The sequence below is a fragment of the Seonamhaeicola sp. S2-3 genome (genome assembly GCF_001971785.1).
Taxonomy (GTDB): domain Bacteria; phylum Bacteroidota; class Bacteroidia; order Flavobacteriales; family Flavobacteriaceae; genus Seonamhaeicola.
On sequence record NZ_CP019389.1, the window covers coordinates 2100974 to 2119961 of the forward strand.

10 protein-coding genes, 2 tRNA genes, 2 rRNA genes and 1 pseudogene are annotated in these 18988 nt (G+C 34.5%); 7 read left to right on the plus strand and 8 right to left on the minus strand.

Annotated features, from left to right (window positions below; all coding sequences use genetic code 11):
- Positions 1-34: 34 nt before the first annotated feature.
- The 4 genes and pseudogenes from BWZ22_RS09565 to lysS all read right to left on the minus strand — a co-directional run.
- Positions 35-517 (minus strand): annotated as a pseudogene (locus tag BWZ22_RS09565) (transposase); the annotation flags it as partial.
- A 222-nt stretch (positions 518-739) separates the two neighbouring features.
- Positions 740-1201: a hypothetical protein gene (locus BWZ22_RS09570; protein WP_076699636.1), complete on the minus strand. Its 462-nt coding sequence runs from the start codon at positions 1199-1201 to the stop codon at positions 740-742.
- Positions 1202-1328: 127 nt separating this feature from the next.
- A complete protein-coding gene (locus tag BWZ22_RS09575) occupies positions 1329-2549 on the minus strand; it encodes a hypothetical protein (protein ID WP_076699637.1) in 1221 nt (406 codons plus the stop codon).
- Between the two features lie 346 nt (positions 2550-2895).
- Positions 2896-4587 (minus strand): lysine--tRNA ligase, encoded by a 1692-nt coding sequence (gene lysS, locus BWZ22_RS09580; protein ID WP_076699638.1) that lies wholly within the window; start codon positions 4585-4587, stop codon positions 2896-2898.
- A 133-nt stretch (positions 4588-4720) separates the two neighbouring features.
- Here lysS and BWZ22_RS09585 point away from each other — a divergent pair, with 133 nt between their 5' ends.
- Positions 4721-4879, plus strand: a complete 159-nt coding sequence (locus BWZ22_RS09585; RefSeq protein ID WP_076699640.1) for a YqaE/Pmp3 family membrane protein — start codon at positions 4721-4723, stop codon at positions 4877-4879.
- Between the two features lie 29 nt (positions 4880-4908).
- Positions 4909-5607 (plus strand): lipoyl(octanoyl) transferase LipB, encoded by a 699-nt coding sequence (gene lipB / locus BWZ22_RS09590; RefSeq protein ID WP_076699641.1) that lies wholly within the window; start codon positions 4909-4911, stop codon positions 5605-5607.
- Between the two features lie 130 nt (positions 5608-5737).
- Here lipB and ppk2 read toward each other — a convergent pair whose 3' ends face one another.
- The 4 genes from ppk2 to BWZ22_RS09610 form a co-directional block, all read right to left on the minus strand.
- On the minus strand, positions 5738-6520 hold the full coding sequence (ppk2, locus tag BWZ22_RS09595; protein ID WP_076699643.1) for a polyphosphate kinase 2: 783 nt from the start codon (positions 6518-6520) through the stop codon (positions 5738-5740).
- Between the two features lie 47 nt (positions 6521-6567).
- Positions 6568-7617, minus strand: a complete 1050-nt coding sequence (locus BWZ22_RS09600; RefSeq protein ID WP_076699644.1) for a nucleoid-associated protein — start codon at positions 7615-7617, stop codon at positions 6568-6570.
- A 270-nt stretch (positions 7618-7887) separates the two neighbouring features.
- Positions 7888-10323, minus strand: a complete 2436-nt coding sequence (locus tag BWZ22_RS09605; RefSeq protein ID WP_076699646.1) for a DUF3352 domain-containing protein — start codon at positions 10321-10323, stop codon at positions 7888-7890.
- A 31-nt stretch (positions 10324-10354) separates the two neighbouring features.
- Entirely contained in the window at positions 10355-10954 is a 600-nt protein-coding gene (locus BWZ22_RS09610; protein ID WP_076699647.1) for a ribonuclease HII, read from the minus strand.
- A gap of 438 nt (positions 10955-11392) precedes the next feature.
- On the opposite strand from BWZ22_RS09610, the gene BWZ22_RS09615 reads away from it, so the two are divergent.
- The 5 genes from BWZ22_RS09615 (at position 11393) to BWZ22_RS09635 (ending at position 18939) form a co-directional block, all read left to right on the plus strand.
- Positions 11393-13387: a putative porin gene (locus BWZ22_RS09615; protein WP_157607941.1), complete on the plus strand. Its 1995-nt coding sequence runs from the start codon at positions 11393-11395 to the stop codon at positions 13385-13387.
- A 623-nt stretch (positions 13388-14010) separates the two neighbouring features.
- A 16S ribosomal RNA gene (locus BWZ22_RS09620) occupies positions 14011-15530 on the plus strand.
- A gap of 148 nt (positions 15531-15678) precedes the next feature.
- A tRNA-Ile gene (locus BWZ22_RS09625) sits at positions 15679-15752 on the plus strand.
- A gap of 141 nt (positions 15753-15893) precedes the next feature.
- A tRNA-Ala gene (locus tag BWZ22_RS09630) sits at positions 15894-15967 on the plus strand.
- Between the two features lie 154 nt (positions 15968-16121).
- Positions 16122-18939: ribosomal RNA gene (locus BWZ22_RS09635) — 23S ribosomal RNA — on the plus strand.
- The 16S and 23S rRNA genes sit together here with 2 tRNA genes alongside, the layout of an rRNA operon.
- Positions 18940-18988 lie beyond the last annotated feature (49 nt).

Here is an 18988-nt window from a genome sequence, read left to right on the forward strand (position 1 = left end):
GTGTAAACAAAATTTATCGAGGGTTTCACTTTTTCTAAAGTTGCACCCTTTTTTCAAATATAATTAAAAACTGGTTTAAAATAATGCCCCAATTATGAAATTGGCATAGGCCATTTTTTAGTAGCCTCCCTTAAGGCTAAAAACGTGGATTTCATTACAGTTTCGTCTGTTGGGAACAAGAGCTTATTTTTAGTGTATTTCCTGATTTTTCCATTAAGGTTTTCAACAAGGTTGGAGGTGTAAATTATTTTTCTAATCTCCACAGGGAACTCATAAAATACGGTAAGTTCGTCCCAGTTGTCTCTCCAGCTTTTAACGGCATATAAGTATTTGGTCTCCCTGGTTTTTGCAAAGTCGTTCAAAGCAGCTTTAGCCGCTTGTTTGGTGGGCGCATTATATATTTTTTTCATATCCTTAGAGAAGGTCTTTTTATCTTTCCACACCACATATCTGCTAGCGTTCCTGATTTGATGCACTATACGCATATTTGGGTAGTTGATTTAGAAAATACATTTCTTTACCTCGATTTTGAATGGGTTTTAAAAATGAAGTAAGCTCTTTGTCTGTTTTGAATTGTTTCAAAAATTTATCGTTTAATAAATCTTTTTTCTTCAAAAGGGTATAAAATTTAAAATTAATCAAAAAAATATCGAGGATTGCAACCCTCGATATTTTAAACTTTACACACTTGGTGAGATACTACCTAATCAATCAACAAACTAAATTCTTTAGTTTAATTTTACATTTTTTTTCTGCCTTCACCTTTCTTTTTGCCTTTGCCTCTTTTTGCCATTTTTGCTTGTGCTTCTTCCCATTTAGCATATTGAACTTCATTTAAAATCTTTTTCATTTTAGCTTTCATTTCAATTTGCTTATCTAATCTGGCATTAGCCATTTTTATACGCTCTTCTTTAGTAGGCTTTTGTAATTCACCACTTTCTTTTTTGGCTTTGCGTTCTTCCATCATTGCTTTTCTCTCAATGGCATTAGCTAATAATATTTCTTTAACTTGTGCTTGTTGCTTTTCAGTTAAATCTAAATTTAGGGTCAATTTTTTTGTTTGTAAAGTAGCGGCTTCTTCTGGTGTAAGGTTCATCATTTGTTTCCCTCTTTCACCTCTGTTTCCCCTATCTTTTCTGTTTTCTTGAGCAAAAGCTTGAATTGAAATAAAAGCTAATGCAATTAATATTATTTTTTTCATCTTACTAAAATTTAAAAGTTATTTGCCTTTTTGACTTTAGTAAATAAGAAAGGTTTAATGGAATATTGTTTTTAACTTGAAATTAACAATCTAAATTTGAAGAAGTTAAATAAAAAATGTTTTTAAATTACTTAAAAACAGGGACTTTTAAATGAATTCCTGTTTGAAAATCTGGAGCGTTATTAATTACAAAATCTTCCTTAAAAAATAAGCTTAGTTTGTATTTTGAATGGCCGTAAGTATATATAAAAGACCAAGTTGATAATGTATTATAAAGCGTAGCAACACCATTATACCAACCACCGTTTATTTCCTGCCACTTGCCTCTAAGGTTGTAATAACCAGCTTCTTCTTTTTTATTATATCTAGTTTGTAGTTGGAAATTAAAACCTAAAGAATTGTAGTGCCTTTTCTTGGTGAATTTTGTAACTTCTGTGTTTGCTTCAAAGGTTCCTATATATGGGTTGTTGCCTAAATCTATTGCATCATCACTAAACTTAATTAGGTTTTTACGTAGTACATTTGCACCTAGACCAAAGTTTAACTGATATTTATTTTTTAAAGGTAGATGTTTAACCAAATTAGCAGAAATACCAAAGTCTAAAGAAGGATTATATTTTGAAGTATTTATACCTAAATGGCTGCCTAGATTAATGTAGATGTTGTTTTTGTTATTTAGAGAAAGTTTAGGATAGTAGTAATGAGACAATTCAATTCCTCCAATAAAAAAATCGTTATTTTCAAACTTTAGTGTATTTCCATTGCGGTCTAAATATTCAAAATTAACTTTATTCAACCCGTAATATCTCCTTCCAAAAGGGTCTTCGCCTCCAGCAATATTACTATGAAACCATTCTATAGTTTCGTCATTTGTGAAAATTGAAAATGGATATTTTCCTTTTGTTATTAAGTAAGAACGTAATGTAATACCTATTTCTTGTCTTTTGGTTATAGGAATATTTAAGGTTGCTCTAAATTCTTTAATAACAGCATCAACAACAATATTCATGTAATCTGCAGGTGTAGTTTCTTGGTCTACAAAATAGAAATTTCTATGGTACCAAATTACGTTACTTGATTGCTCTCTTACTTCTGGGTCTTTAGGAAAATAAGATTCTACATACGGATGAAAAGTATTACCGCTTGTATAATTAAAAGAGAACGTTTTGTTTTTTGAAGCCTTAAGTTTAAAATTACTATTTATTCTAGAATTGAAGATACCAAAGTGATGTGTTGCTAAAAGCGAGGGATTATCTATACCATTTTTAATAGACAAGCTATCTTGTTTTTGACCAAACAATGTAGTTGTAAATGTTGCTAAAATGATAAAGATAGCTTTTTTAAACATTGAGTAAATATAGAATAATTATAGCCACAGATAATTATTTTTGAAGAATAAATGAAGTTAAAAGAGCAAGAATTTCTTAAAATATTTATAAAATTTAAGTTTAGCTGTTAAACCTTTCTAAATATGTATGGTTATATGGTTTTTTTGTCGTCAATTTGTACCATAATTTGATTTTCATAGAGAAGAGAACTCTATATATTTTAATTTAGTGAGAAGAATTAAAATAAGTTTAAATTCATATTTAGTTAGTTAGTTAGTTAGTTAGTTAGTTAGTTAGTTTAGTTGAAAAAAACCAGTAGTTATCTTAAGGCTACTGGTTTTTTTTCTTTTATTATATAACTAAAATTTAAATAACCTCTACAAACAACCCTTCTTCAGTTTTTTCAACCTTTGCTAATTTGTTTTTGGTAAGTTCTTTAATAGACTTATCCCATTTTTTATTTGATAAACCAGATTGCGATTTTAACTCTGTTAAAGGTGATTTTTCAACTTTCTTTAAAATATCAAAAATAGCTTTTGCTTCATCAGTAAGAGCTACTTGCTTTTTCTCTGGGCGCATTTGAGGGAAGAACAATACTTCTTGAATAGATTCATTATTGGTTAAAAACATAATGAGTCTATCCATACCAATTCCCATACCAGATGTTGGTGGCATACCATATTCTAAGGCACGTAAAAAGTCAAAATCTATAAATTCTGTAGCTTCATCATCTCCTTTTTCGGCTAATTTTAATTGGTGTTCAAAACGCTCACGTTGGTCTATGGGGTCATTTAATTCAGAGTAGGCATTGGCTATTTCTTTACCGCAAACCATGAGCTCAAAACGTTCTGTTAATTCAGGATTATCTCTGTGTTCTTTACAGAGTGGGCTCATTTCTTTTGGGTAGTCTGTAATAAAGGTTGGTTGTATGTAGTTGCCTTCACATTTTTCGCCAAAAATTTCATCAATCAATTTGCCTTTACCCATGGTTTCATCAACCTCAATCCCCATATCAATAGCAGCTTTTCTAATGTCATCTTCAGTTTTACCTGTAATATCAAAACCTGTAAAATGTTTAATAGCATCTGTCATACTAACTCTGGCGTAAGGTGCTTTAAAATCAACCTCATGTTTGCCAAAAGTAGCTTTTGTGGTTCCGTTTACTGCTATAGCACAATGTTCTAAAAGGCGCTCACAGAAATCCATCATCCAGTTGTAATCTTTGTATGAAACGTAAATTTCCATAGCTGTAAATTCTGGATTGTGAGTTCTGTCCATACCTTCGTTTCTAAAGTTTTTAGAAAACTCATAAACGCCATCAAAACCGCCAACAATTAAACGTTTTAGGTATAACTCATTAGCAATACGCATGTATAAAGGTACATCTAGTGTGTTATGGTGTGTAATAAAAGGTCTTGCGGCAGCGCCTCCAGGAATTGGTTGTAAAACAGGAGTTTCAACTTCAAAATAACCAGCGTTGTTAAAGAACTCACGCATAGCGTTGAATAGTTTTGTGCGCTTAACAAATACTTCTTTAACGTGTGGGTTTACAACTAAATCTGCATACCGTTGTCTGTAACGTTGTTCTGGATCTGTAAAGGCATCATAAACTACGCCATCTTTTTCTTTTGGTAATGGTAATGGTTTTAAAGATTTGCTTAAAAGCGTAAAGTCTTTAACTCTAACACTTTTTTCGCCTACTTTAGTGGTGAAAAGCTCACCTTTTACGCCTACAAAATCACCAAAATCAATTAGTTTTTTAAAAACGTCGTTGTATTTAGATTTGTCTTCACCTGTGCAAATTTCATCTCTGTTAAAATACACTTGTATTTTTCCTTCGGCATCTTGTAACTGTGCAAAACTAGCTTTCCCCTGCACTTTAATCATCATTAACCTTCCGGCAATAATAACGTGTTTACCTTCTTCAAAATTATCTTTTATTTGTTTTGAAGTGTGGTTTACAGGGTATAATTCTGCGGGATACGGATTAATACCTAACTCACGTAATTTTACTAATTTTTCTCTTCTTACAAGCTCTTGCTCTGATAATTGCGACATATTATAAATACTGTGTATGAATTTTAAGAGCACAAAGATACTATTAATACGTATCTTTTAAAATAAAATTTAGTGTAACAAAAAGCAAAGTGTTACGTCAAATTAATACATCAATCGAATAAATAAATTATAAATGAGTTTTTGGAGAGTTTTACTGTCTATTATTTGTCCGCCTTTAGCAGTATTAGATAAAGGTTGTGGCTCTATTATTATTGTGTTTTTATTATGGCTTTGTGGTTGGGTTCCTGGAGTTATAGCTGCCTTAGTAATTTTAAACAACCCTAATAGATAAATTTTAAAAATGTTGTAGTTTTGCAGTCTATGAATAAGACAGTTGAACTGCAAGATTTAGGGCATAAAGACTACAAACAAACTTGGGATTACCAAGAGCAGTTGTTTAAAGGTATAGTTGATACCAAGATAAAAAATAGGAGAGAGGGAACTGATTTAAAGACCAACAATTACTTTTTATTTGTTGAGCATCCTCATGTGTATACCTTGGGTAAAAGTGGCGATTTGTCTAATTTACTTTTAACAGAAGAACAACTTGCTGAAAAAGGAGCTACATTTTATAAAATTAACAGAGGTGGAGATATAACCTACCATGGTCCAGGACAAATTGTAGGCTACCCTATATTAGATTTAGAAAACTTTTTTACCGATATTCATAAATACCTTCGCTTACTTGAAGAAATGATTATTTTAACTTTAGTCGAATATGGTTTAAAAGCAGAGCGAAGTGAAGGCGAAACGGGGGTTTGGTTAGATGTAGGTACTCCGTTTGCAAGAAAAATTTGCGCAATGGGGGTTAGGGCAAGTCGCTGGGTAACTATGCATGGTTTTGCACTTAATGTTAATGCCGATTTAGGGTATTTTGATAATATTATACCTTGCGGAATAAGGGGAAAAGCCGTAACTAGTTTAAATGTAGAACTGGGTAAAAAATTGGTTGACGAATCTGAGGTGAAAGATAAATTAATAAAGCATTTTACCGCACTTTTTGAGGCTGAAGTTTTATAGTTTTTATTTCTAAATTCATGTATAATACATGTTGACTGTTAAGATTATTTTATTTAGCTATGCTATATAATCCTTCTTTAAGAATAATAACAAATTTTTAAAATTACTAGTTTTAATTGTTTATCCTTGATTAGTATTTTTCTGGAATAAATGTTTGATAATCTATTGGCGGACGTACATAAGCATCTTTATCTGGTAAGTTAGGGAGTTCTATAGGTTTAATATTCATCTTTTTATAAGGAATCTTACTTAAAACGTGGCTAATACAATTTAAACGAGCTCGTTTTTTATTATCTGAATTTACCACGTACCAGGGCACTTGTTTGGTGTCGGTATGAGCAAACATATCATCTTTAGCTTTAGAATATTCTAACCAGCGGGAGCGTGATTCTAAATCCATAGGGCTAAACTTCCAACGCTTTAAAGGGTTGTTAATACGGTTTTTAAAGCGCTTTTCTTGTTCTTCGTCGCTTACAGAAAACCAATATTTTAAAAGAATAATACCCGAACGAACCAACATACGTTCAAACTCTGGGCAAGAGCGTAAAAATTCTTCGTATTCATCTTGGGTGCAAAAGCCCATAACCTTTTCAACTCCAGCTCTGTTGTACCAACTTCTATCAAATAAAACTATTTGTCCTGCATGAGGTAAATGTTCTACATAGCGTTGAAAATACCATTGTGTTTTTTCTTTCTCGGTAGGAACACCTAATGCTACCACTTTACAAATTCTAGGGTTTAAAGGTTCTGTAAATCGTTTAATAGTGCCGCCTTTACCAGAAGCATCGCGCCCTTCAAAAAGGATGACTACTTTTAAACCTTGGTTTTTAACCCATTCTTGTAGATGAACTAGTTCTGTATGAAGTTTTTTTAATGCTGTTTCGTAATCTTTGGTTGAAATAGTTTTTGACATAAATTGGAGTTAGTTATTACTCTCAAATTTAATAATTTAAATGTAGTTTAGTTTTCAGCATTAAAAAAAACTTTATAATAGTGCATTTTCTTTTCTTCATCATAGCCACGTTCTAGGTATTCGGTAGAGGCATCAGGGGCATCAATATCTAGTTTTATTTGAATGTTGGTATCTAATTTAATATCGGTTTTTATCTTTTTCTTTTCTTTGTTTACAACACGTTCGGCTACATCAAACTGATTTCTAATAATTAGGTTTTGTTCGCCTTCAAACGTTTTTTTATAATTATCAAATTCGTTTTTGTGTTTGTCTTCTTCAAAAAGTTCGTCTTTAAAGCGTTCTACATTAACTACTTCGTTTTCTTTAAAAAAGTCAATAGTTTTTGCTAAAAACGTATTTTGTTCTTGTGCACCATAAGTGGTTTTAATAATTTCTGTAGAAAATTCTTTGCACAATTCAATGTACTGTTGGGTGTGATTATTGGCATCATCAGCATATTTAATGTTTAAAAATTGATTGATCCAATATTGCGCGTCATAATTGTTATTATCAACACTAAAGATAATATTGCCTTCAGCATCGGTTTGGTTTAAAATTAGGCAACCTTTATCAACTTTTTTAGAGTTTATGCCTTTTTGTACTAAGACATCATAACTATTATTTTCTAGAAATGTTTGAAAGAAATTAACCTTATTTTCAATTTTAAAAATTCCTAGAGCGTTGGTAGTTATATCATTAAATTCTATGCCTTCAAAAAGAGCTACAAGTACATCGCCTGTTTTTATATTTGCTGAGTTTGATTGCTCATATAGGTGCATTACAATATGCTTTGAAACTTCAACAAAGGCTTCTTCATCATTAAAAATTTGAGAGCTATAGTTGTTGATTTCGTTTAAGCTTATATTGGCATGATGGTTAAACCTATAGGTTTGTACTGCACTAGCAAAGGGTCTTAACAAAAAAGGTAACATGAGGTCATAACTAGCTTCATCAAACTCAACGGTTTTTTCTGAAAATGCATTTTTAGTATCGTTATGTTTGTTACCTACTTTATGGATGATAAATTTTGATATGGAGGCGTTTTTTCTTGAAATCATAGTTTAAATTTAAGATTACAATAGTAATAATTTTAACAAGAGAAACCCATAAAAAATAGCGCCAAAGTATAAAACTTTGGCGCCTGAGATTTGAGGACTTCGGGTAATAATAATATTACCGTAATTTAATTTTTTATACTTTAAATAAACAAATTGAAATTAGAGAGAGGTGGAGTGTCATTGTATGTGTCTGATTAATAGCTGGCTTAAAGATAAAAATTAGTTTCTTAACAACAAATAATTTCGGACAATTTGATTTTTTAGTTACAACTAGTTAATTTGATATAAAATTATAGAGTTGCTTTCTCCTTTGGTTACAAGCTCTAGGTTTCTGTCTTTGTCTATATTGTTTAATTCAATTAAAGAGTTTCCATAAACTGGGAAGTTGGGGATTAATTTAGATAAACTATCAAAAAGATATACCTTATGAGATTGTTTATCTGTAACCGTTACATAAATTTTATCGTTTATATAGAAGATTTTGGGTTTTGAGTAACTACCAAAATCTAGCTCTGTGGTTTTGCTTTTTATAGTTAGTTTATTTTCGTTTAAAGCTACCAGTGTTTTACTTGTTGTAGTTAAATAGTGGTCTTTGGTAAATCCTAAATTTTTTAATGATACATTACCATTTGTACTTACCGAATATAAATTACCATTGTTTGTAGTGGTTGTAAATTGATTATTATACAAGAAAACAGGTTGATTTGAAAATAAAGCGTTTGTTTTAGGTTTTACACGTGTGCGTCCGGTTCTATCTAAAATGTATAATTTGTTTTCTGTTTTAAAAGTTAAATAATCTTTACTACCAATTCTAAAATGTTTTGGCTGTGAAACAATATTGTTATTGGCAGATTTAAATGTGAACCCTTCAACAATTTTAGATTGTACATTGTACATTAAAAGGTTTTTGCCTTGTGTAATAAGTAGTCTGTAATTCTTTTTATTATCATAATCAAAAACAGATAATGGTTGGGTTATTTTATCATTAAATTTACGTGGAAATGGAGCTACATCTCTACCTTTTCTGTCAATAACATAAACTCTATTAGGGGTTGCAAAACAAAGTTGTAATCTGCCATTTTTATAAATGTCTATTTGGTTAATTTCTCCTAAAACTGGGCCATGTAGTTTCTTTTTCCAAAGAATTTTTCCTTTGTTAGAAATTAAATATAAATTGTTGTTAATGTCTTGAACCACAATTTCTTTTTGCTTGGTAATATGATTGGTAACAAATTGTGGATTGTTTAAAATATCGGCATCAAGTTTAATATTCCATTCTTCTGATACTGAGTTTAAAGAGGTTCTTGTTTTACTCTTTTTTATAACGCCGTTTACGTGTGCAAAATTATTATCGTAAATAAATTGTAGGGCAGAAGTGTGGTATTTATTCAAATTATAATCTAGCGTTTCTTCTAAATTAATATTGATGATTTTATTGAGTGTTGATGGTGTGTAAACACATAAAAGAGAAGATTCATCACTTAAATTTTCTTTTATGTTTTTGTAATAGCTACGTTCACTAAACGTGGTTTTGTTTTGGTAATTGGCTATAATGGTTTGCAGAAATTCTTTAGAGTCTGCAAACACAAAAAAGTTATCAATTACACAATACACATTAGCATTATTGAATGATATAAAAGGTGTAAAAGTTTTTGAAAATATCAAAGGAGTTTCAAAATCATAAATATTAATTTCTCTATAAGTATCAACAATATTTCTATTACCTATAAGAGCATCTTTTGTGGCAATATTATCAATAGAATTTAAAACAATAGCCTGCTCATTTCCTTGGTAAATTATGCCAATTTCAATGATGTCATTAAATAAACTAGGACTTATGTAAGTAGAATCTTTTTGATTGTAGGTAATTAAATTAGATTCAAAAGATTTAAAATCATTAAAAGTAATACTCATAAATCCATCACTATTAGATGGGGTTATGTTTGCTGTTAGGTTTTCTTGTGGAATGGTTTTGTTAAACAGATTAATAATACTATTTAATGAGTCTGTTGCTTTTGTAATACCATTTAAAATAATTTCGTTTTGGTTAGCATCAATATCTAAAGCAAGGTAGTTAGTAAAGTTTTTAAACTGAAGATTTTTTTCTAAAAAGAACTGCTTAATGAAGGTAGAATCTGGTTTAATAATAACAGAACATGTTTTGTTGTTGCTGGTTGTGTTATATATTTTTTTAAGCTCTTGGTTAGTTTTAGATTGAATAAAAACACCATCTAAAATGTTTTTAGAGGTAGATGCAAAAAATGTACTATCTACAATTGTACTAAATAAGGGCAGATTGTTTAAAACAGATTTCACAACAGTTTTATTCTTATAGTTTAAAGTTTCTTGGGTATAATTTTTTAACGAGTCTGTTTTAAATAAGTTAGAATGGTTTTTAGTTATAATAGTATATTGTAAACTGTCGGTTGAGTCTTTTGAAAAACATAATAACACATTGCCTAAAGGGTTTATAAGCGATGAGTTTTCTAGAGTTTTTTCTAAATTTTTATAAGTGCTACTTTTTGAAATTTCCTGTAAAACATCATTGTTTGAAATGGTGTTTTTAAGACTTTCAAAATTTGAAGTTTTTATTATAACAGAACTGTTTTCTGGAACAAAATCAATAAGTTCTACACGTTTTGTTTTTAGGTTAGAACAACTTTGAAGTGAAATTAAAAATAAGAGGGCTAAGAAATAGGGTTTCATTAACAAATTAATTTGCAGTAAAGATAATAACTTATAAATCTAATTTTAATTGTTCGGGTAATAATCTAAAAGACTTTCGGTGATACTTTGTTATACCATATTTTTTAATGGCTTCTCTATGCTCTTTGGTAGGGTAACCTTTATTTTGTTTCCAATTATACATAGGATATTCTTCATGAATTTTATTCATATAAAAATCTCTGTGGGTTTTGGCTAAAATAGAAGCGGCAGCAATACTTAAATATTTACCATCTCCTTTTATAATAGTTTCATAAGGAATATTTTTATAGGGTTTAAATTTGTTGCCATCTACAATAATAAATTCGGGGTTAATAGATAATTTTTCAATAGATTGATGCATGGCCAAAATAGAAGCATTTAAAATATTAATATGATCAATTTCTTCCTGAAAAATATGAGCAACACCAAAGGTTAAAGCATTAGTTTCTATTATAGGTTTTAAAAATGCTCGTTTCTTTTCGCTTAATTGCTTAGAGTCGTTTAAAACGGTGTTATTAAAATCTTTAGGTAAAATAACAGCAGCAGCGGTAACAGGACCAGCAAGACAACCTCTGCCTGCCTCGTCTGTACCACACTCAAATTCAAAATTAGAATGGTTAGCTAATAACATGTTTACAATTTAATTGTCAAATCTATAATATTATGTGTAAAAATTATGCACGTATAATATGTTTGAGCAGTTTAGATGGCTTATATAATAATTGTTTAATAAAACTTGTTGAAATTATTAAAACCATTAAAAAAACATAAAATTTAATGCTTTTTAATAAAAATTTATTAATTTTAAAAACCTGATAAAAAACAGTTTTTAGTATGTTTTTTATCTGTTTGTTTGTTTTTTCGTTTTAATATTTAGATGTTTGCGACTGACTAACTCAAAATAAATATTCTTGTTTAATATTTAAAATAAGGCCAACAACATGTTTGTTGGCTTTCTTTATTTAAAATAATTAGAGGCTCTTTCCGTTCAAATAATTACTTTTGCTTGTTGAAAAAAAAATTATAAAATACAGTTAGAAAAATTTCGTTATAATCGAATATGCCTTACATGTCAAAAACCTTATATATTAAAAGAAATAGAATCATTGTAAAAACTGTTTTGGCATGTTTTTTTGTCTGTATTTTTAGTATAGTACAAGCTCAAGTTAATCCAGAAGGAAACTCTAGACCGCCTAGAAAAGACCAAGATTCTGTATCTAACAATAGAAATGCTAGAAAAGAACAAGAAAAAAAAGCAGATATAACGCAGTATCAAATTATTTCTGTAGAAAATGATACTACTTATGTAGATACCACCTTATCAATAAAAAAAGAATATAAATTTAACTACTTAAGAAAAGATAATTTTGGGTTAATGCCATTTGCCAATTTAGGACAAACATATAATAGTTTAACCTACAATTTTCAGAATACTAATTTAATGCCTGGTTTTGGGGCTACAGCAAGACATTTTAATTATTGGGAAATAGAAGATATAAATTATTATAGAGTACCAACACCATTAACAGAATTGTTTTTTAAAACAGCTTTTGAGCAGGGGCAACTGGTAGACTCCTTTATAACCATTAATACATCGCCTCAATTTAACTTTTCAATAGCTTATAAAGGACTAAGGTCTTTAGGTAAATATCAAAACGCTTTAACCAGTACAGGTAACTTTAGGTTTACATCAAACTATCAATCAAAAAATAAAAGATATAATGCGCGCGGGCACATAGTAACCCAAGATTTAATGAATCAAGAAAATGGTGGGTTAGAAGATACAAGCGTAACAAACTTTACAAATGGCGATGAAGAATTTATAGACCGCTCCATACTAGAAGTAAACTTTGAAAACGCAGAAAGCATTTTAGTAGGTAAAAGGTTTCATTTAGAACATGATTATAAACTCATTCAAAAAGACTCCCTTTCAAAAAACGAAATTAAAATAGGACATATAATGTCTTTTGAAGATAAGTACTTTCAGTACGATCAATCATCAAGCGAAACAAGTTTTTTTGGAGAATCTTTTGTGAGTTCAGATATTAAAGACAGAAATACCCTAGAAAACTTTTACAATAAAGTATATGTAAACTACAGTAACAACTTAATAGGAGACCTACAATTCAATGTAAGTAACAATAACTTTAACTACGGTTACAACAAAGTAATAGTCCTAGATAACACAACAATAACAAATCGTTTAAAAGGAAATGTGTATTCCGTAGGCGGTAAATACAAAAAACAATACAAAGGTTTTCAGTTAGATGGAGAATTTGGTTTAAACGTAGCAGGAGATTTTGATGGTAATTTTATAAAAGCAAAAGCAACATTTAATCTAAATGAAGAAATTGCAGCATCAGCATCATTAAACCACAGTTCACAAGCCCCAAAATACAACACCTTATTACACCAAAGCAGCTACAAAAATTACAATTGGCAAAACAGCTTTAATAATACAGAAATCCAACAACTAGCATTTAACCTAAAATATAAGCAACTAGCAAATATCACAGTAGATCTTAATACAATAACAGATTATGTGTACTTTAAACAAGACAATGATATTACAGATACAGAGCAAGCAATAAAACCCTACCAAAACAATAGTACCATAACCTACTTAAGAGCCAAATTAGAAAACGAAATAAAGTTCGGTAAATTTGCACTCAATAATACAGTACTGTATCAAAACGTACAAGACAATAATAATACACTCAATGTACCAGAGCTAACAACCCGTAATACACTCTACTTTTCAAGCCATATGTTTAAAAAAGCCCTATTTATGCAAACAGGACTTACATTAAACTATTTCACAAAATACTATATGAACGCCTATAATCCTGTTTTAGCAGAATTCTATGTTCAAAATACCGAAGAATATGGAGACTTTCCACGTTTAGACTTTTTCATAAACGCAAAAATCCGTCAAACACGTCTCTTTCTAAAAGCAGAACACTTCAATTCAGCATTTACAGGCTACAATTATTTTTCAGCACCCAATAACCCATACAGAGACTTTATAGTGCGCTTCGGTGTCGTTTGGAATTTCTTTAAATAACAATAATAGCGTTCCCCTACGTACCTTCGGGTCGGGCTTTCGGCAGTCGCTCCCTCCTTAGGTCGGGGAGCTTCAACAAATGCCTCAATCCCTAACGCACCCATCCGCAAAAGCAAACTCTATACATATAATAAAGTACCATTTGCATAACTTCCCATCAACAACAAATCAAAAGTCAATAAATTTCTTAAAAAAATATTAGCTGTAAATAACTGATAATAAGTCAGTAAAAAACAGAATAAAAAAAACCATAAAAAAAGATTAAAAAAGTCATTGCAAAAAGGAAAATAGGTATTATGTTTGCACCCGCAAAAACGAGGAATAAAATCCAAGTTAAGCAGACGTTCATAGTACAAGATTAGAGTAGAGAAAAAGGGTTAAAAAATTTTTTTCAAAAAAATCAAAAAAAAGTATTGTGAGTATAAAAAAAGGTTTTATATTTGCACCCGCTAAACGAGGAAACGAATATTAGCGAAGCAAAAAAAGTTCATAAACATATTGAAATTGACAGCGTAAGATTTAGTTGGAAACGATTAAATCAGACAAGAGAATAAACCATTTTGAGTACTAGAAATTCTTATTAGTTGTTAAATAGTAAAAGTCATAAAAGACTTAAAAATTTAACGATGAAGAGTTTGATCCTGGCTCAGGATGAACGCTAGCGGCAGGCTTAACACATGCAAGTCGAGGGGTAACAGAGAGAGCTTGCTCTTTGCTGACGACCGGCGCACGGGTGCGTAACGCGTATACAATCTACCTTATACTGGAGAATAGCCCAGAGAAATTTGGATTAATGCTCCATAGTATATTTTTTTCGCATGAGAGAGATATTAAAGGTTACGGTATAAGATGAGTATGCGTCCTATTAGCTAGATGGTGTGGTAACGGCACACCATGGCAACGATAGGTAGGGGCCCTGAGAGGGGGATCCCCCACACTGGTACTGAGACACGGACCAGACTCCTACGGGAGGCAGCAGTGAGGAATATTGGACAATGGGCGCAAGCCTGATCCAGCCATGCCGCGTGCAGGAAGACTGCCCTATGGGTTGTAAACTGCTTTTGTACGGGAAGAAACCCTCCTACGTGTAGGAGCTTGACGGTACCGTAAGAATAAGCATCGGCTAACTCCGTGCCAGCAGCCGCGGTAATACGGAGGATGCAAGCGTTATCCGGAATCATTGGGTTTAAAGGGTCCGTAGGTGGATTGGTCAGTCAGAGGTGAAATCCTGCAGCTTAACTGTAGAACTGCCTTTGATACTGCTAATCTTGAGTCATTATGAAGTAGTTAGAATATGTAGTGTAGCGGTGAAATGCATAGATATTACATAGAATACCAATTGCGAAGGCAGATTACTAATAATGTACTGACACTGATGGACGAAAGCGTGGGGAGCGAACGGGATTAGATACCCCGGTAGTCCACGCCGTAAACGATGGATACTAGCTGTTGGACTTCGGTTCAGTGGCTAAGCGAAAGTGATAAGTATCCCACCTGGGGAGTACGTTCGCAAGAATGAAACTCAAAGGAATTGACGGGGGCCCGCACAAGCGGTGGAGCATGTGGTTTAATTCGATGATACGCGAGGAACCTTACCAGGGCTTAAATGTAAGTTGCATGATTTAGAGATAGATCTTTCTTCGGACTACTTACAAGGTGCTGCATGGTTGTCGTCAGCTCGTGCCGTGAGGTGTCAGGTTAAGTCCTATAACGAGCGCAACCCCTGTTGTTAGTTGCCAGCATGTAAAGATGGGAACTCTAGCAAGACTGCCAGTGCAAACTGTGAGGAAGGTGGGGATGACGTCAAATCATCACGGCCCTTACGTCCTGGGCTACACACGTGCTACAATGGTAGGGACAGAGAGCAGCCACACCGCGAGGTGGAGCGAATCTATAAACCCTATCTCAGTTCGGATCGGAGTCTGCAACTCGACTCCGTGAAGCTGGAATCGCTAGTAATCGGATATCAGCCATGATCCGGTGAATACGTTCCCGGGCCTTGTACACACCGCCCGTCAAGCCATGGAAGCTGGGAGTGCCTGAAGTCCGTCACCGCAAGGAGCGGCCTAGGGTAAAATCGGTAACTAGGGCTAAGTCGTAACAAGGTAGCCGTACCGGAAGGTGCGGCTGGAACACCTCCTTTCTAGAGAAAGACGACTAATAGGTAAAAGTTTTTAAGAAAGAAATAGTTTATTCTTCTTGCTGTTAATTTTAAAATATAAAAGTAAGTCATTAAGTATTAGTGATTAGGTAATCTAAGCGCTAAAAGCTGAGGACTCACGACTAAGTACAGTCTCATAGCTCAGCTGGTTAGAGCGCTACACTGATAATGTAGAGGTCGGCAGTTCGAGTCTGCCTGAGACTACAAGTTAAGGTTGGGTAAGAAAATCTTAATAAGTTCATTAAATATTGAAAGGAAATTTTAGAAGTTGGGTATCCCAAGTTGACGTATAGGTCATCAATTAACTGATAACTGTTAACTGATAACTGACTACTGAAAATACATGGGGGATTAGCTCAGCTGGCTAGAGCGCTTGCCTTGCACGCAAGAGGTCATCGGTTCGACTCCGATATTCTCCACAATTCCGCAGAGCGGAAAAAGGTTCATTGACATATTGAAAAAGATACATGAAAATAAAATTAGAATAAGATCTAGTTTTAAGTAATTTGGATTAATTAGAGTCACGCGAGCGACAATCTAATTAATCATAACTCATTAAAAAAGCAAAAAGTACAATAAGCTAAATAAGGGCGTATGGGGAATGCCTAGGCTCTCAGAGGCGACGAAGGACGTGATAAGCTGCGAAAAGCTGCGGGGATTGGCACATACAAATTGATCCGCAGATATCCGAATGGGGTAACCCACTATATTGAAGATATAGTATCCTTAGGGAGGCAAACCCGGAGAACTGAAACATCTAAGTACCCGGAGGAGAAGAAAACAAAAGTGATTCCGTTAGTAGTGGCGAGCGAACGCGGATTAGCCCAAACCAATGTTGTTACGGCAATATTGGGGTTGTAGGACTACAATATTCGACACTAAGTGAACTAGAACTGTTTGGAAAGACAGACCAGAGAAAGTGATAGTCTTGTATAGGTAAGCGAAGTATAGATAGTAGTATCCTGAGTAGTGCGGGGCACGTGTAACCCTGTATGAATTTGGCGGGACCATCCGTTAAGGCTAAATACTCCTGAGAGACCGATAGTGAACTAGTACCGTGAGGGAAAGGTGAAAAGAACCCTGAATAAGGGAGTGAAATAGAACCTGAAACCATACGCTTACAAGCGGTCGGAGCACGTTTACGTGTGACGGCGTGCCTTTTGCATAATGAGCCTACGAGTTACCGTTGCTAGCAAGGTTAAGCACTTCAGGTGCGGATCCGTAGCGAAAGCGAGTCTGAATAGGGCGTTTTAGTTAGTAGTGGTAGACGCGAAACCGTGTGATCTACCCATGGGCAGGTTGAAGCTGTAGTAACATACAGTGGAGGACCGAACCGGTTGACGTTGAAAAGTCTTCGGATGACCTGTGGGTAGGGGTGAAAGGCCAATCAAACTCGGAAATAGCTCGTACTCCCCGAAATGCATTTAGGTGCAGCGTATTATTAGTTTTATAGAGGTAGAGCTACTGATTGGATGCGGGGGCTTCACCGCCTACCAATTCCTGACAAACTCCGAATGCTATAAAATGATATAATGCAGTGAGGGCATGGGTGCTAAGGTCCATGTCCGAGAGGGAAAGAACCCAGACCATCAGCTAAGGTCCCCAAATGTATGCTAAGTTGAAAAAACGCGGTTGAACTGCTTAGACAGCTAGGATGTTGGCTTGGAAGCAGCCATTCATTTAAAGAGTGCGTAACAGCTCACTAGTCGAGCGGTTCGGCATGGATAATAATCGGGCATAAGTATACTACCGAAGCTATGGAATATTTAATATTGGTAGGGGAGCATTGTAGTGTCGTTGAAGGTGTACTGCGAGGTATGCTGGAGAAGCTACAAAAGAAAATGTAGGCATAAGTAACGATAATGCGGGCGAGAAACCCGCACTCCGAAAGACTAAGGTTTCCTCAGCTATGCTAATCAGCTGAGGGTTAGTCGGGACCTAACGCGAACCCGAAAGGGGTAGTGGATGGACAACAGGTTAATATTCCTGTACCTGCTCACAACAAAAGTGACGGAGGCGTATATTTGGTGCGTGCTGACGGAATAGCACGTTAAAGCCAGTGGTAACACGGCGATAGTACACTAAGACTTCGGTTGCGGTGATAATCCAGAGAAGCGACTTCCAAGAAAAGCGAGTGAAGCAGCCCGTACCCTAAACCGACACAGGTAGTTGGGATGAGAATTCTAAGGAGCTCGAGAGATTCATGGCTAAGGAACTAGGCAAAATAGACTCGTAACTTCGGGAGAAGAGTCGCCCACCTTTGGTGGGCCGCAGTGAAAAGATCCAGGCGACTGTTTATCAAAAACACAGGGCTATGCTAAATTGAAAGATGACGTATATGGCCTGACACCTGCCCGGTGCTGGAAGGTTAAGTGGAGGGTTTAGCTTCGGCGAAGATCTGAAATGAAGCCCCAGTAAACGGCGGCCGTAACTATAACGGTCCTAAGGTAGCGAAATTCCTTGTCGGGTAAGTTCCGACCTGCACGAATGGTGCAACGATCTGGATACTGTCTCAGCCATGAGCTCGGTGAAATTGTAGTAACGGTGAAGATGCCGTTTACCCGCTGTGGGACGAAAAGACCCCGTGCACCTTTACTATAGCTTAGTATTGGTTTTGGATAAGTAATGTGTAGGATAGGTGGGAGACTTTGAAGCAGCGTCGCTAGGCGTTGTGGAGTCATTGTTGAAATACCACCCTTTGCTTATCTAGAGTCTAACTCAGGAATGAGGACAGTGCTTGGTGGGTAGTTTGACTGGGGTGGTCGCCTCCAAAAGAGTAACGGAGGCTTCTAAAGGTACCCTCAGCACGCTTGGTAACCGTGCGTAGAGTGCAATGGCATAAGGGTGCTTGACTGAGAGACCTACAAGTCGATCAGGTTGGAAACAAGAGCATAGTGATCCGGTGGTTCCGCATGGAAGGGCCATCGCTCAAAGGATAAAAGGTACGCCGGGGATAACAGGCTGATCTCCCCCAAGAGCTCACATCGACGGGGGGGTTTGGCACCTCGATGTCGGCTCGTCACATCCTGGGGCTGGAGAAGGTCCCAAGGGTTGGGCTGTTCGCCCATTAAAGTGGCACGCGAGCTGGGTTCAGAACGTCGTGAGACAGTTCGGTCTCTATCTACAGTGGGCGTTAGAAATTTGAGTGGATCTGACTCTAGTACGAGAGGACCGAGTTGGACAAACCTCTGGTGTATCTGTTGTTCCGCCAGGAGCATTGCAGAGTAGCTACGTTTGGAAGGGATAAGCGCTGAAAGCATATAAGCGCGAAACCCACCACAAGATGAGATTTCTTTAAAGGGTCGTGGGAGATGACCACGTTGATAGGCTATAGGTGTAAAGGCAGTAATGTCATAGCCGAGTAGTACTAATAACCCATAGGCTTATTGTACGCCTGTTTTTTTATAAGAGTAGAAATTATATTCATGTCATTTTTTTCA

Excerpts from the sequence above, each read along its gene's own strand:
- lipB (WP_076699641.1), top strand. The coding sequence starts at position 4,909 with ATGAATAAGACAGTTGAACTGCAAGATTTAGGGCATAAAGACTACAAA.
- BWZ22_RS09600 (WP_076699644.1), bottom strand. The coding sequence starts at position 7,617 with ATGATTTCAAGAAAAAACGCCTCCATATCAAAATTTATCATCCATAAA.
- BWZ22_RS09575 (WP_076699637.1), bottom strand. The coding sequence starts at position 2,549 with ATGTTTAAAAAAGCTATCTTTATCATTTTAGCAACATTTACAACTACA.
- BWZ22_RS09585 (WP_076699640.1), top strand. The coding sequence starts at position 4,721 with ATGAGTTTTTGGAGAGTTTTACTGTCTATTATTTGTCCGCCTTTAGCA.
- BWZ22_RS09605 (WP_076699646.1), bottom strand. The coding sequence starts at position 10,323 with ATGAAACCCTATTTCTTAGCCCTCTTATTTTTAATTTCACTTCAAAGT.
- BWZ22_RS09610 (WP_076699647.1), bottom strand. The coding sequence starts at position 10,954 with ATGTTATTAGCTAACCATTCTAATTTTGAATTTGAGTGTGGTACAGAC.
- BWZ22_RS09615 (WP_157607941.1), top strand. The coding sequence starts at position 11,393 with ATGTCAAAAACCTTATATATTAAAAGAAATAGAATCATTGTAAAAACT.
- lysS (WP_076699638.1), bottom strand. The coding sequence starts at position 4,587 with ATGTCGCAATTATCAGAGCAAGAGCTTGTAAGAAGAGAAAAATTAGTA.
- BWZ22_RS09570 (WP_076699636.1), bottom strand. The coding sequence starts at position 1,201 with ATGAAAAAAATAATATTAATTGCATTAGCTTTTATTTCAATTCAAGCT.
- ppk2 (WP_076699643.1), bottom strand. The coding sequence starts at position 6,520 with ATGTCAAAAACTATTTCAACCAAAGATTACGAAACAGCATTAAAAAAA.